The sequence below is a fragment of the Enterococcus sp. C76 genome (assembly GCF_040886985.1).
Lineage (GTDB): Bacteria > Bacillota > Bacilli > Lactobacillales > Enterococcaceae > Enterococcus_B > Enterococcus_B lactis.
Genome location: NZ_JBFOEY010000007.1, coordinates 73,425 through 88,079, shown reverse-complemented (window position 1 = coordinate 88,079; position 14,655 = coordinate 73,425). Strand labels below are relative to the sequence as shown.

14 protein-coding genes and 1 pseudogene are annotated in these 14,655 nt (G+C 38.4%); 5 read left to right on the top strand and 10 right to left on the bottom strand.

What is annotated here, in order from left to right:
- Window positions 1–51: 51 nt before the first annotated feature.
- From prmC to AB3I00_RS10195, 3 genes are read right to left on the bottom strand one after another with little or no spacing between them, the layout of a single operon-like run.
- A complete protein-coding gene (gene prmC / locus AB3I00_RS10205; RefSeq protein ID WP_002291522.1) occupies window positions 52–891 on the bottom strand; it encodes a peptide chain release factor N(5)-glutamine methyltransferase in 840 nt (279 codons plus the stop codon).
- Entirely contained in the window at window positions 884–1,957 is a 1,074-nt protein-coding gene (gene prfA, locus AB3I00_RS10200; protein WP_002291519.1) for a peptide chain release factor 1, read from the bottom strand. The genes prmC and prfA overlap by 8 nt, the downstream gene beginning before the upstream one ends.
- 2 nt (window positions 1,958–1,959) lie before the next feature.
- A complete protein-coding gene (locus tag AB3I00_RS10195; RefSeq protein WP_002291517.1) occupies window positions 1,960–2,544 on the bottom strand; it encodes a thymidine kinase in 585 nt (194 codons plus the stop codon).
- Window positions 2,545–2,864: 320 nt separating this feature from the next.
- Between AB3I00_RS10195 and AB3I00_RS10190 the strand changes: the two genes are divergently transcribed.
- Entirely contained in the window at window positions 2,865–3,467 is a 603-nt protein-coding gene (locus AB3I00_RS10190) for a class I SAM-dependent methyltransferase (RefSeq protein WP_002315741.1), read from the top strand.
- Window positions 3,468–3,588: 121 nt separating this feature from the next.
- Here the strand turns inward: AB3I00_RS10190 and lepB are convergent, their stop codons facing one another.
- The 4 genes from lepB to AB3I00_RS10170 all read right to left on the bottom strand — a co-directional run bounded on the left by lepB (window position 3,589) and on the right by AB3I00_RS10170 (window position 6,437).
- Window positions 3,589–4,158, bottom strand: a complete 570-nt coding sequence (gene lepB / locus AB3I00_RS10185) for a signal peptidase I (protein ID WP_002316795.1) — start codon at window positions 4,156–4,158, stop codon at window positions 3,589–3,591.
- A gap of 173 nt (window positions 4,159–4,331) precedes the next feature.
- Window positions 4,332–5,099, bottom strand: a complete 768-nt coding sequence (locus AB3I00_RS10180; RefSeq protein ID WP_002291511.1) for a DUF6681 family protein — start codon at window positions 5,097–5,099, stop codon at window positions 4,332–4,334.
- On the bottom strand, window positions 5,096–5,575 hold the full coding sequence (locus AB3I00_RS10175) for an A-agglutinin attachment subunit precursor (protein ID WP_368025164.1): 480 nt from the start codon (window positions 5,573–5,575) through the stop codon (window positions 5,096–5,098). The genes AB3I00_RS10180 and AB3I00_RS10175 overlap by 4 nt, the downstream gene beginning before the upstream one ends.
- A 124-nt stretch (window positions 5,576–5,699) precedes the next feature.
- On the bottom strand, window positions 5,700–6,437 hold the full coding sequence (locus AB3I00_RS10170; protein WP_070770169.1) for an epoxyqueuosine reductase QueH: 738 nt from the start codon (window positions 6,435–6,437) through the stop codon (window positions 5,700–5,702).
- Between the two features lie 160 nt (window positions 6,438–6,597).
- Here AB3I00_RS10170 and AB3I00_RS10165 point away from each other — a divergent pair, with 160 nt between their 5' ends.
- The 3 genes from AB3I00_RS10165 (at window position 6,598) to AB3I00_RS10155 (ending at window position 10,262) form a co-directional block, all read left to right on the top strand.
- Window positions 6,598–7,998, top strand: coding sequence for a TrkH family potassium uptake protein (locus tag AB3I00_RS10165; protein WP_070703963.1), 1,401 nt, complete (start codon window positions 6,598–6,600; stop codon window positions 7,996–7,998).
- 220 nt (window positions 7,999–8,218) lie between these two features.
- Complete coding sequence (locus AB3I00_RS10160) at window positions 8,219–9,571, top strand: MurT ligase domain-containing protein (protein WP_368025163.1); 1,353 nt, start codon at window positions 8,219–8,221, stop codon at window positions 9,569–9,571.
- Window positions 9,564–10,262 (top strand): type 1 glutamine amidotransferase, encoded by a 699-nt coding sequence (locus AB3I00_RS10155; RefSeq protein ID WP_002315738.1) that lies wholly within the window; start codon window positions 9,564–9,566, stop codon window positions 10,260–10,262. Before AB3I00_RS10160 ends, AB3I00_RS10155 begins: the two co-directional genes overlap by 8 nt.
- A gap of 61 nt (window positions 10,263–10,323) precedes the next feature.
- Here the strand turns inward: AB3I00_RS10155 and AB3I00_RS10150 are convergent, their stop codons facing one another.
- The 3 genes from AB3I00_RS10150 to AB3I00_RS10140 are packed head-to-tail and all read right to left on the bottom strand — an operon-like array spanning window position 10,324 to window position 13,706.
- The gene (locus AB3I00_RS10150; protein WP_368025162.1) at window positions 10,324–11,475 is read right to left on the bottom strand and encodes a mannitol-1-phosphate 5-dehydrogenase; all 1,152 of its coding nucleotides are present in this window, start codon (window positions 11,473–11,475) and stop codon (window positions 10,324–10,326) included.
- Window positions 11,476–11,487: 12 nt separating this feature from the next.
- Window positions 11,488–11,925: a PTS sugar transporter subunit IIA gene (locus tag AB3I00_RS10145; protein ID WP_002291499.1), complete on the bottom strand. Its 438-nt coding sequence runs from the start codon at window positions 11,923–11,925 to the stop codon at window positions 11,488–11,490.
- Between the two features lie 14 nt (window positions 11,926–11,939).
- The gene (locus AB3I00_RS10140) at window positions 11,940–13,706 is read right to left on the bottom strand and encodes a PTS mannitol-specific transporter subunit IIBC (RefSeq protein ID WP_368025161.1); all 1,767 of its coding nucleotides are present in this window, start codon (window positions 13,704–13,706) and stop codon (window positions 11,940–11,942) included.
- A gap of 262 nt (window positions 13,707–13,968) precedes the next feature.
- Here AB3I00_RS10140 and AB3I00_RS10135 point away from each other — a divergent pair.
- A pseudogene (locus AB3I00_RS10135) lies at window positions 13,969–14,654 on the top strand (ATP-binding cassette domain-containing protein).
- The last annotated feature ends 1 nt before the right edge of the window (window position 14,655 follow it).

Here is a 14,655-nt window from a genome sequence, read left to right as displayed (position 1 = left end):
TAGTGTTTTTTTATAATAAAAAAACAAATAAAAATTTTTTCATCCACAACTTCAACTGTAGACTTGGATCATTCGTTCATTACCAAAAAGATCCTTTTTTATCGCTACTTTTTTATCTGGAAATGCTTGCTGAAATATTTTTTTTACTGCTTCACCTTGGCGAAATCCGATTTCTAAAAAAATCGTTCCATTTGGTTTTAGTACGCTTGGTGCTTCAACTGCTATTTTTTCATAAACAGCTAATCCATCGTTCTCCGCAAAAAGGGCCATCTTAGGTTCGAATGACCGGACACTTTCATCCATCAGTTCCCATTCATTCCGACTGATGTACGGCGGATTAGAAATAATCACATCAAATCGCCGATCCTGTACTGGTTCCAATGTATTCCCATGGTAAAAACTGATTTTCGTTCCTTCGTGCTGAGCATTTTCTTTCGCGACTTCTAACGCTTCTTCAGAAAGATCTACAGCAGATACATGCCAATTTTTTCTTGCTGCTTTCAAACTAATAGCAATCGCCCCAGTACCTGTCCCAATATCTATCACTTCCAATGGTACATCAGGCGTCTCGTCTAAACACCACTCCACTAACTCTTCTGTTTCTGGTCGAGGAATCAGTGTTGCTTCGGTTACCTTCAACCGATGATCATAAAAATCTGCATATCCTAGCAAATACTGAGGCGGATGATCTGCAAGCAGAAGTCGCAGATCTGTTTCGATCAACTGTTGTTCTTCTTCTGAAATCTCTTCGTTCATATGAAGGAGCCAATCAAGTTTTTTCCATTGTTTCCGTTCCAAAAATAAAAATTGGATACTGTATGCTTCTTTTCCATGATCCTCTAAAAAAGAAGAAGCCCGTGACAGGACTTCTCGATAGGTCATTTTACCCATTTTGCATAGCTTCCAGTTTTGATGTTTGATCATACATGATCAATGCATCAACGATTTCATCTAATTTCCCTGCTAAAATCTGATCTAATTTTTGGATAGTTAATCCGATACGGTGATCAGTCACGCGATTTTGCGGGAAATTATATGTCCGAATCCGTTCTGAACGATCCCCAGTTCCGACTGCTGATTTTCGATTGGCATCATATTCACTTTGTGCTTCTTGTTGGATCTTATCATACACACGAGCACGCAAGATTTTCATTGCTTTTTCACGGTTCTTGATCTGAGAACGTTCATCCTGCATAGCAACGACAATCCCTGTTGGTAAGTGAGTCAAACGTACAGCAGATGCTGTTTTATTGACGTGCTGTCCGCCAGCACCTGAAGCATGATAGATATCTGTGCGGATATCTTTGTCTTCAATATCGATCTCTACTTCTTCAGCTTCTGGCATCACGACAACTGTTGCTGTGGAAGTATGGATACGCCCTTGCGATTCAGTTGAAGGAACACGTTGGACACGGTGTGCACCACTTTCATATTTTAATTTCGAATAAACATTCTCTCCGGTAATCATCATGATCACTTCTTTGTATCCACCGATTCCGGTAACGTTCGCTTCCATCACTTCTGTTTTCCAACCTTGCGCTTCAGCATACTTTTGGTACATATTGAAAAGATCACCCGCGAATAAGGCTGCTTCGTCTCCACCTGCTGCTCCACGGATTTCCATGATGATATTTTTATCGTCATTTGGATCTTTTGGTAAAAGCAGGATCTTGATTTTTTCTTCTAAGACTTCTTTTTCTTTTTTTAACTCAGATAATTCTTCTTTTGCTAATTCAGCCATTTCATCATCCAGTTTTTCACCAAGCAGTTCTTCTGTATCGGTGATTCCTTGTACTACTTCTTTATAACGACGATAAACTTCGACTGTTTCGCGCGTGTTTGCTTCTTCTTTTGAAAGCTGCATAAAGCGCTTTGTATCAGAAATCACTTCTGGGTCACTTAAAAGTTCTCCAAGCTCTTCATAACGGTCTTCAATTGATTGTAATTGATCGTACATGCTTATTCTCCTTCTGTAATCATTGATGGATGAAAGTAATGTTTTCGACAAACGGGGTAATAAGCTTCATTTCCGCCAATTTGCACTTGATCGCCTTCATAAACAGGTTTCCCATCAATATAATGTAAATTCATGATTGCTTTTTTGTGGCAGAACCAACAGATCGTTTTCATTTCTTCAATCTTGTCTGCGTAAAGCAATAAATATTTTGATCCTTCAAATAACTCGTTTCGAAAATCATTTTTCAAACCAAACGCCATAACCGGAATATCCAATTCATCCACGATTCTCGTAAAAGCAATGACATGTTTCTTTTTTAAGAACTGCGCTTCATCGATCAGCACACAATAGGGTTTGCTTTCCATGTTCTGAATCACGTCAAATACGTCTGTTTCTTCAAATATCGGCATTGCTTCACGTTTCAGTCCGATTCGGCTTGAAACAACGCCTAAACCATCTCTTGTATCAATACCGCTTGTCATCAAGACAACTGGTTTGTTTTGTTCTTCATAATTATGAGCGACTTTTAGGATCTCGATCGTCTTGCCGCTATTCATTGCGCCATACTTAAAAAATAGTTGTGCCATGCTCTTTTTCACCTTCCAGTTTGTTCCTATGGTATTATACTTGATTTTCAACATTTTTTACAGTGAGAATTTTCATCAAGCACAGATTATCGTTCAAATCCCTTGCTTACTTTTGTTCCAACTTTTTGACAAGAACTAAATAAGGCGATCCATTTCTCTCATCTTTCTGGAAAAATTTCTGTCCTTGAAAATTCTTAGGAGTTATAAAAATAAGTACATCCGCTAAATACTTTCTTTTTGAATTGAGTATAGCATGTTTTCTTTCTTTTCACGTGCTATAATAAGTTAAAATTCCAAAGTTTTATGTAAGGAGCTATTTGATGACAAAAAATATTTTTGATTCCATCGCTAACCATTATGATTCCCCTGACCGTCAAGCATTAGCCAAGATTATTCGCGAAGAACTAGCTACTTATCTACCGCGCGACAGCCACCAAAAAGTCCTGCTGGATTACGGAGGCGGAACTGGGCTTGTGAGTTTACCGCTTGCGGAAAGATTCAAAGAACTGATCATTGCCGATGCTTCAGAAACTATGTTGAAAATGGCAGAAGAAAAGATCCAAGCAGCAGATCTGAAAAATGTCCGCACGATCCACGCTGATGCCTCTGTCGAATTTCCTGCTGTCCAAGCAGATGTGATCCTTCTATCACTCGTACTTTTGCACATTCCTGATACAGAGACTATTCTCATGAAACTTTTCGAACTTTTAGCTCCTGGCGGTCAACTGATTATTGTAGATTTTGACAAGAATGAACAAATCAGTCATCCGAAAGTCCATAATGGTTTTATTCAAGAAGAATTGAACGATCGATTGAAAAAAACTGGCTTTGTCTCTACTGCTAGTCATACTTTTCATCGTGGAGAAAAGCTATTCATGAATAAACATGCGTCGCTTTTCTTATCCATCAGCCAAAAAGCTTAAAAAGAAGCTGTGACAAAAATATGTCACAGCTTCTTTTTTCGTTTAAACGGTGTTCCAAAAGCAGCTTCTTATTTCTTGAAGCTGACCACTTCTGTCACAACCTCTTCTTTTTATTTTTTCATCAAATGATTTTGATTTCTGAAAGAGGCCAGTAGCGGAAAACAACTTTGCCTTGGATCATATCTTTGTCGACTAACCCAAACATTCGGCTGTCTTTTGAAATCAAACGGTTATCCCCCAGAACAAGATACTTTCCTTTCGGCACAGTATATTCAAAATCGCTCGTAAAGGTAGAGGCGCTTTCTGCTTGTGCTTGGAACCCTGAACTATAAGCATACTCTCCTTGTAACTTATCTTCTGAAAATTCTTTTTTGAACTTATCTAGATAAGGCTCATCATACTTTTTGCCATTAATGGTCAATTGGTCATTTTCCATCTTGACTGTGTCCCCAGGCATACCAATGATTCGTTTAACGATCATTCGTTCTTCATCCCCTGGTTCCTTCGTAGTAATGATATCCATTCGTTCATAGTTCGAGATTTTAGATGAAATCAGTCGTTGTCCATCACTTAATGTAGGGTCCATCGAATGTCCGTTTACAGTGACTGGTGTAAACACGTACACTCTAGCTAATAAAATAGCCGCTAATACAAGGATCAGAATCCCCCAATTTTTCAAAAATTCTTTCACAGCTTACCTCCTACTTATATTTCCTCGTTATTTATTACATTTTTTTACGATATTTCGTTGTACTCTCTTTATTCTACAATGTTTATAAATGAAAGGAAAGAATAAGTGACGTGTTCGTTCTATTTTTCTCGTTATATAAAAAAGGGGCATGACAAAAGTCATGTCACATCCCCTTATGAATGTCTTCTTCTTTGGCTCCGACTATAAACAACTTGTTCTTCTTGTGATTGTGCTTTTTTTGCAATTAATTTCAGGCGATAAGGCTCATGATAACGCAACCCGTCTTTGACAAAATCACCGCCAACGATGAACAATCCGACAGGTTCCAATGTGTCTTCTGTTGAACTCAGTCGAATGGTCCCTACTTTTTCCATGTCCGAGTAGCTTCGTCCAATATTTAGAACATACTCTTTCTCACCTGTTTTCTTGACATAGTAATAAGGATACAACGTATTTCTATCGACCAAAAATCCATCCATGCGACCGAGTTCATTTGTTTTGATCTCACCATTTCCAATCAAATACCGCATATTCTCGGCTAATTTCAATTGGTAATCTTCGTCATACGAAACCATGACCTCTTGTGTATTCACTTTATCGATCGAATTTCCATTATTGATCGTTTCTTCTGTCTGGATGTTGAACGCTTCATCAGGCAAATACTTCACAAAAAGCTGCGTGACATCGGCTTTCGTGTTTTTATCTAAAAAGTAATAAAATACATTTAAAACAGTAAAATAAACAAGCACTAGAAATGCAAGTCCATATAAGAAAAATTGAAGATAGTTTTGGTTTTGCCAAAGTCCATAAACAATTCTCAATAAATAAAGCGTGGGAATCACACTTAAAATCGTATATCCACGGTTAAGATATTTAGGACTGATGTCTAAATAGCCAAGGAATTTATGCACCCCGTTGATAAGGTCTAGTAAAAATGTCATTGAGAATCACCTGCTTGCTGGTTATACGTTTGGGTATTTCCTGAATCTTGGTTTTGCTGTGCTGTACGTGCTGCATCATCATTTTGCGTGTTATCATCTACAGTCGTACTGCTTGGTATCGTTTCGGAGCTAGCACTTGTATCCGGACTTGTACTTGGATTGGTTGAATCCGATGGAGTGCCATCTTGTATCGTATTACTTGTTTCGCTTGAGCTGTCAGTTGTATATGTCTCATCATACGACGAACTAGTTGTTGTATCGTCCCATGTACTTGTCGTAGTGGTTTCATTCAAACTTTCCGTTGTTGTTGGTTCAGATGTCGAGACTGAAGTAGTTGGTGTTGTTTCTTCTACAGTACTAGAACTTGAACTTGGTGCACGGTAGCTGGAACTATTCACAATACCTGTAGTAGTCGCGACAATCGTCGAGATTGTTAATACAGCGATTGGCTTCAAAATAGGTGCTACTTTTCGCATCTTATCTCTTCCTTCATTGAAATTTATTCTTGTTTCCTTACTTTACTACGGACAAATTATACAGTCTACCTTATTTCTATCATAAATTCTTTATTTTTTTCTTACGTTTTTCCGAAAGATTTCTTTAATTTTCATCAAAAACTACGGTCGATGTTTTTAAGTAAGCTTTTGCTTCCCGATTGATTTTTTTCAGATCACATCCTTGCTGCTTGGCAGCGAACACGCAACCACAATAGCATTGGCGATAGATATCATACTCTTTGCACATTTGCAAAGAGCGTTCATAGCCTTTGTTTTTCTTGAAATCACTTGGCAAATATTGTGTCCCGTAAATCTTTTGGATATCCATTCCGATTTGATTGATCAAGGCTGCATTTTTCTTTGGTGAGATCGTCAGGGCACTTCCAAAATAATCGTATCCTAGTTCTTGCGCTTTTTGCGCAACAAGATCTAATCGCATATTGAAGCATGCACTGCAGCGAGCACCACCTTCTTTTTCGTCTTCAAGATGGTTTGTTAAAACCATTTTGGTGAATTCACTTGGACGGTATTCATCAACAATCAGCGCTACATGATGGTCAGTTTTCTCATTAAATTGGTCTACAAATCGTTTTTGTTCATGTAATCTCCGCAAATACTCACTTTTAGGATGGATATTCGAATTTGAAAAAAATAACGTGATATCTGCATATTGAGACATGAATTCCAACGTGTGCGTACTGCAAGGAGCACAGCATGTATGTATTAATATCTTAGGCTTTACTTCTTCTTTCTCCCATTGCATGATCATTTTTTTCAGAACTGTATCATAATTTATTTTTTGATTTTTCATTTTTTCTACGATTTGTTGGGCATTGATCAATTTGTTATTCCTCCTCCTTCTTTTTTCTAGGATTTGCTTTATTATAAGCCATTTCTATTTTAATCGAAAGCTGTATTGTTATCTGTTCAATAATTTCTTTGAGTATTCCTGATTCCCCTTGTATACTGGTAGAAACGACTATTGTCAGGAGGATAGTACTGTGCATGTTGATTTATTCTTTCAAAGGCTGCAGCGGCGAGGACAAAAGTTTGCTGCCAATCATTTCTCATCGATCCAAATCATCGTTTTTTATTATATATTGATGACGGTCTTATCACTCGTTCTATTTTATCTGCCGATTTTTCGCGAACCAGATAGCCATGTTTCTTTTGTGGACATGCTGTTCATGGCAATCAGTACAGTGAGTGTGACTGGACTATCGACTTTTGATATCAATTCTGTATTCAATGATAACGGCATTATACTGCTGGAAATATTATTTCAAGTTGGTGGTTTGGGGATCATGATGATTTCTACTGCTTTTGTCATTTTTTCTAAACGACGAATCACATTGAAACAGCGGCAGCTGATCATGACGGATATGAATCAACCGCGTTTGTCTGGTATCGTCCGTCTGATTCGGATCACTTTTGCTATTTTAATCTGGTTTCAATTACTTTTTGGGACATTCTTTTCTATTTATTTTTATTATAGAGGCTATTTTGATCGTTGGCGTGATGCCGTTTTTTATGGTTTTTATCAGGCGATATCGGCTGTCACGAACTCTGGATTTGACGTCACTGGGGATTCCATCAAGCCCTTTGCACATGACTATTTTTTCTTGATTCTGATCATGTTTTTGATTTTTGTCGGCGGAATTGGTTTTCCTGTATTGATGGAGTGCCGGGAGTGGCTGTTATATAAACGTTCCAGTGCAAAGCTTCCATTTCGTTTTTCCTTGTTTACCAAATTAGCTGTGTTGGCTTTTGTCATCTTGTTCGTTTCGGGAACTATCTTAATTTATCTATTGGAAAAGGACCATTTATTCCAAGATTCCAGTATGAGTGTCAAATGGATCAATTCGATGTTTTATTCGATTACGACTCGTAATGCCGGTCTCCAGATTCACGATTTGGGTGATTTTCAGATCACGACACTGATTATTTTTTCTTTACTGATGTTTATCGGATGCAGTCCTAGTTCTGTAGGAGGCGGGATTCGAACAACTACTGTAGCGATCATCGGTTTGTATCTATACTCCTTCCTCAAGAGTGAGGATAATATCAATATTTTTGGACGAAGAATCGAACAAGATGATGTGCGAAAGTCAGTCGTTGTCTTTATGCTTTCTCTTGGTATGTGTTTCTTTTGTATCGTTTTTTTATCTGCTACAGAGGAACAAACACTGATCTCGATCATCGTCGAAGTAACTTCTGCTTTTGGAACAACTGGTTTGTCCTTAGGGATTACCGGCGACTTGTCTGTTGTAGGGAAAATCACGATTGCTGCCCTGATGTTTATTGGGCGGATTGGAATGCTGTATACATTGATGCTGTTCGTACCAAAAGAAACCCGAGATCTGGGCTATGAATATCCAAGTGAGAAAATCATTATTGGTTAATAATGAAAAGACCGATGAGGAGGAATAAAATCACAGCAGCTTGAAACAATCATTTTGTTTCAAGCTGTTTTTTTGTTAAATCATGCGGTTTTGTCCGATTTCATGCACTTTCAGCCGTAACCTTTTCTTAAGAATAAGAAAAGCAATTTAACCTTTTTTTCAACATATGGTATGATTAGTTGAATTTATTCGTCAGCAAATCGTTTTTGGAGGTTACATAATGGGAATACGCAGTCATTTTGCGATTGCAGTTGGGAAAACGTCGCAATGGGCATTAAAAACTTTTTTTAAAGGCGGATCAAGTTTACCAGGTAAACTAGCGCTGAAAGTCGATCCACATATATTAGATAGCTTGGCAAAAGACTACCAAGTCGTCGTTGTTACCGGAACAAACGGTAAAACATTGACTACCGCTTTAACAGTCAATATTTTGCGCCAGCAATTCGATGAAGTTCTAACCAACCCTACTGGTGCGAATATGGTACAGGGAATTGTATCGACTTTCTTGCAGGCAAAACCAAAAAAAGGACAGAAAAAATTTGCTGTCCTAGAAATAGATGAAGCAAGTTTGAGCAAAGTCACAGAATATATGAGACCAGAACTATTTTTATTTACAAATATTTTCCGTGATCAAATGGATCGGTATGGAGAAATTTATACGACCTATAAAATGATTGTAGACGGTGCTGCAAAGTCACCAAATGCAACGATTATCAGTAACGGTGATTCACCGATCTTCAATTCGATCGAAACAGTTAATCCTAGAAAATATTATGGCTTTGATCATGAAGAAGATCGTGAACAAATGGCGCATTACAATACAGACGGTGTCTTGTGTCCAAATTGTCATCACATCCTGCATTATAAAATGATCACTTATGCAAACTTAGGAAAATATTACTGTCCAAATTGTGACTTCAAACGTCCTGAACTGGATTACCGATTGACTGATATGGTACGGATGGACAATGTTTCAGCAGATTTTGTGATCGATGGTCATGAATATGGAATCGAAGTTGGTGGTATGTATAACGTCTACAACGCTTTAGCAGCTACTGCAGTGGCGGAGTACTTCAATGTCGATCCTGATAAAATCAAACAAGGGTTAGGATATGACGAGAAAGTGTTCGGCCGACAAGAAGTCATCAATATCAATGGAAAAAAATGTACATTAGTACTTGTCAAAAATCCTGTAGGTATCAATCAAGTAATCGATATGATTGGTCTAGCTCCTTATCCATTTTCTTTAGTGGCTTTATTGAATGCCAATTACGCAGACGGAATTGATGTCAGCTGGATTTGGGATGGTAATTTTGAAAACTTTGCCGATATGGATATCCCAGCCGTTATTTCTGGAGGAGACCGTCATACAGATATGACTTTACGTCTGAAAGTTGCCGGGATTCCAGAAAATAAATTGACAGAAACAAAAGAATTACCAGAAGTAATCGAAAAAATCAAAGAATTGCCAACTGAACATGTCTATATCTTAGCTACTTACACTGCTGTATTGCAGCTACGTAAAGAACTAGCGGCTCAAGGATTTATCAAAGGAGGAATGAATCGTGGCTAATTATGAACTCAATATCGCCCACCTTTATGGAAATTTGATGAACACATATGGCGATAACGGAAACCTTTTGATGTTGAAATATGTAGCAGAAAAAATGGGGGTTTCTTGCCATACGGAGATCGTTAGTATACATGAACCTTTTGATGCTGATAAATATGACTTGGTTTTCTTTGGCGGTGGTCAAGACTTTGAGCAACTGATCATTTCAAAAGACATCCAGAAAAAGAAAGATTCTTTGATCAACTATATCGAAAATGATGGTGTCATGTTAGCCATTTGCGGTGGTTATCAATTGCTAGGTCACTACTACATGGGAGCCAACGGAGAAAAGATCCAAGGTATCAGTGCCCTGGATCACTACACATTAAGTCAGGAAAATAACCGGTTTATCGGTGACATTGTCATCCATAATGAAGAATTCAATGAAACTTATTATGGATTTGAAAACCACAATGGTCGGACTTTCTTAGGTGAAGGTGAACGGCCTTTGGGGAAAGTGGTACAAGGTCAAGGAAACAATGGGGAAGATCAATCCGAAGGTGTCATTTACCGAAATGTCTTCGGTTCTTATTTCCACGGACCTATCCTTGCAAGAAATGAGAAATTAGCAGCTCGCTTGATCCGCCTAGCTTTAGAACAACGTTACGGTAAAGAGTTGGACCTGCCCTATCTTGAAGGACAAACAGCCTAGTTATTCGAAAAAGGGGAATGTGACAAAAGTTGCGTCACATTCCCCTTTTTCGTATCCTATTTTAAGCGACTTGCTTGGCATAACGGTTCACGTTTTGCTTGATATTCCCGATTGTTTTCGGATCATTGATTCCTGTGACTTCTTGGATCAATTGTTCCAAGTTTTCATGAATCTTCATTTCATGCAGTTGACGGCTTTGTTCATCTTCAGGATCATAGTAATTAAAAATAATCCCCATTGTTGCCGTCAAATGTGGACAAGTCAAGTTATGTTCTTGCAGTTCTCTCACTGGCCGTGTAAACCGTTCTTGATAACCTAGCTTACGTAATGGTGTCCGAGCGACACGTGTGATCGCATCAGAGATATATTTGTTTTGGAAACGATGGATAATTTTTTCAATATACGCATGATGCTGCTCTGAATCAAACCCCCATTTGGCAATCAGCAAACTTCCTGTTTCCTGCAGAACTGATTTTAATTGTGCCACAACTAACGCATCTTGCATTGCTTCATCAATGGTCTGGTAACCTAACAAGGCACCTGTATAAGCGACAGTCGCATGACCAGTATTGACACTAAATAATTTGCGTTCGATATATGGTTCTAGATCATCTACATATAAAACCCCTTTTAATTGGATTTCTTTATTTTTTCTTTGGCTATCGTCAATGACCCATTCCTTGAAAGGTTCTACTTGGACGAATAAAGGATCTTCATGGTGTTGTAATGGGACGATTCGATCGACTGCTGCATTTGGAAAGCCGATATATTTGTCAGTAAATGATGTTTCTGGAAGATATTTATACACTTCTTTTTCTAGAAATGCTGAACCGCCAATCATGTTTTCACAGGCAATGATATCTAAAGGTGTTGTGTTTCCTTCCATTTCTCTTTCTTGGATCCCTTTTGCAATCAACTCGGCAATAAAAGGTAAGATATTCGGGCCAATGGCGGTAGTGACTAAATCTGCTTCAGCGATTTCTTGGATTACTTTTTCTGGATTTGTTTGATTGTTGATTCCTTTGACATTTTTTACAGTGATTCTTTCTTTTGATTCATCTGCTAATTCGATTTCGTATTCCTTTCTTTCATTTAAAGCATCAATGATCGTGTGATTCACATCTACGAAAGTAATCTCAAATCCATTAGCTGCCAAAACTTCTCCAATAAATCCTCGACCGATATTTCCTGCACCAAAATGTACTGCTCTCATTTTTCTCTCTCCTTAAGCAATTGCTAGATTTTCCGTTACTTCTTCTTTGCTGAGCGCATCTGCTAGTTGGACAACATTGTCCATATCACTGCAATAAAGTGCGATTTGCTGTACAAGCTGCAGATGTTCATCGCCGACTCCTGCTATACCGAACAAAACAGTCGCAATCTTTTCTTCTTCTTCCGTACCAAAATTGACACCGTCTGGCACCTGTACGACACAGATGCCGGATTTTTTCACATATTTTTTTGCTTCATCTGTTCCATGAGGAATCGCGATAAAATTCCCCATGTAAACAGATAACATGTTGTCTCTTTCTACCATGGCATCGATATATTCCTCATCAACGCATCCTGCTTCTACAAGCTTCTGACCGCAATAGCGGATCGCTTCTTCTTTGGTTTTAAATGATCGATTGAGCTCGATCATGTCGAATGGCAAACTTTGCATGCTGTTTTCCTCCCTTAAGCTGTCTGTTTCAAATATTGTGCAATCGATTCAAATTTTTGTGGGTTGACCATGCTATTGACCGATAAATGAATGGATTGAGGCGCAGCCATCCGTGCTTTTTCTGCTAAACTTTCTTTGGCTACGATCAGTGAATCAGGTTCCCCTTTTAACTCCTGGATGTTTACTTTTCGTAACGGGATAGTTAAATGGTTCTTGTCTAATATATCTTTGAGCACGGTCATCCCCATTGTTGCCGACCCCGAACGATCATCGTGGACAAGTAGGATCTCTTTGATTTGTTTGATGTTTGCTGAAAGAAACTCTTCTGTTGGCTCGTTCTTAGTTTCAGAAGCTGATGGTTCCTGTTTGCTACTCAATTCTTGAATGATTTCATCATATCGAGGTGAATTCAAAAAGTTTTCTACTGAGACAAAACGCGCGTTCGGTGCTTTTTGTTTTGCTCTTTCTTGTAGTTCGACCTGAGTAACGATCAATGTATTCGAGTCATCTGTCAGTTGGCTGATTGCTTGGTTAGTCACCGTTTGAGGCAAGTCTGCTTCCTGTACTTTTTTTCTCAAGATCGAAGCGCCCATCGCACTTGATCCCATCCCTGCATCACAAGCAAAAATGATTTTTTGTACGCCAGATAGCGCAGTTCCTTGAGGAATACCTTGGGCACCTTTAGATGCTTGTTTAGCTGCTTTTGTCTCTTGCACAGACTTTTCAAAGTCTTCATTTGTATCTTTCGCATCCGCTTTCAAAATCACTGCAGAAATACCGAATGAAACAGCTGCGGCAACAATCACGCCCAAAATAACAGGAAGGTAAGAATTGAACGGTGTCATTGCTAGAATCGCAATGATTGATCCTGGAGAAGCTGGTGCTCTTAGTCCAGCATCCATCAATTGGAAAATGAAACTTCCTGACATTCCTCCGCCTATAACTGATAAGAATAATAACGGTTTCATCATGACGTAAGGAAAATAGATTTCATGGATACCACCTAAAAAGTGAATGATCATAGCACCTGGTGCTGAAGATTTTGCTGCTCCTTTGCCAAACAAAGTAAAAGCAAGTAATACGCCAAGTCCTGGACCAGGATTTGCTTCAAGCAAGAATAGAATAGATTTTCCTGCATCTGCTACTTGTTCAGTTCCCAATGGTGTCAAAATCCCATGGTTGATTGCATTATTCAAAAATAAGATTTTTGCTGGTTCAATAAAAATACTTGTCAATGGAATCAAATGGGCAGATAAAATGATCTCTACACCTTTTGCCATTGCTTGAGTCAATGCATCGACAACTGGACCAATCGCAGAAAAACCTAATAACGCTAATCCAAAACCGATAAGACCTGCTGAAAAATTATTGACCAACATTTCAAAACCGGATTTGATCCGTTTTTGGAACAGCTGATCAAATTTCTTGATGGCATATCCACCAAGAGGTCCCATGATCATCGCACCTAGCATCATTGGAATATCTGTTCCGACAATCACACCCATCGTTGCAATTGCTCCCACAACTGATCCGCGGTCACCAGCAATTACTTTTCCGCCAGTATAGCCGATCAATAAAGGAATCAGATAAGTTAGCATCGGGCTTACCATGGTAGCGAAAGCTTCATTTGGCAAATACCCATCTGGGATAAATAAAGCCGTTAACACACCCCAAGCAATCAGTGCTCCAATGTTTGGCATGACCATGCTTGATAAGGTACTGCCTAATTTTTGTACCTTCACTTTTAGCGAAATGTTGTTTTTGGGAATCGTCCGTTCCATTTTGTCTCTTCCTCTCTCCTTTTGATACTCTAATTGTATCCGCTTACTAAAAAGAGAAATAGTCGTACTTTGGCACGAAACTTTGTGCCAAAGGTTTGAGGATATCAGCAAAATAAAAAAATTTCGGGATCAGCAAACTTCACTTTTAAATAAACATGTTATTTTAACTTTTTTATAATATGTAAATAATAACTTTTGTCAGCATTTTTTTGGATGTTTTTTGTTTTATTATGATATTAAAATTTATATTGGAGGCCTATCTATGACATTACTGATCAAAAACATGAACATGAAACGTGGTAAAAAACGTGTGATTCGACAATTGGATCTTTTAGTAGAATCAGGAGAAGTAACTGCTTTGATTGCCCCGAACGGATTTGGCAAAACAACTTTGCTGAATGGCATTGCCCAACTGCTGCCAACAACTTATGATCAATTGTCCCTTCACAACATCTCTCCTACTGCTTATACAGATTATCGCCGGTCTTTCTTTTTTCTAGAATCAACGAATCAGTTATCCGACTATCTAACGGCTGTTGATTATTTGACTTTGATCAAATACTATTGGCAGAGCAAAGTAGAATGCCAAACTGTTTTCCAACGATTGAAGATGACTGAGTACCTTACTTTGCCGATTGGAAAAATGTCTCTAGGAATGAAACAACATGTCTTGCTTGCTGCTTACTTGATCAGTGATTCATCTGTCATGTTATTCGATGAACCGATGAACCGTTGAACGGGTTAGACCCAGGAAGTATTGATATCTTGAATAGGCTGATCAGACAATGGCAGGAAGAGGGGAAAACGATTCTTCTTTCTTCCCACGCTATCGCGAATATCCAATCGATTTGTTCTAAAGCATGTTTTCTAAAAAATGGAGAAATCGTCACAGAATCCTCAAATATGGAAGAGATTTTAGCTATTTATCGTCAATTGTATGAGGTGTAAC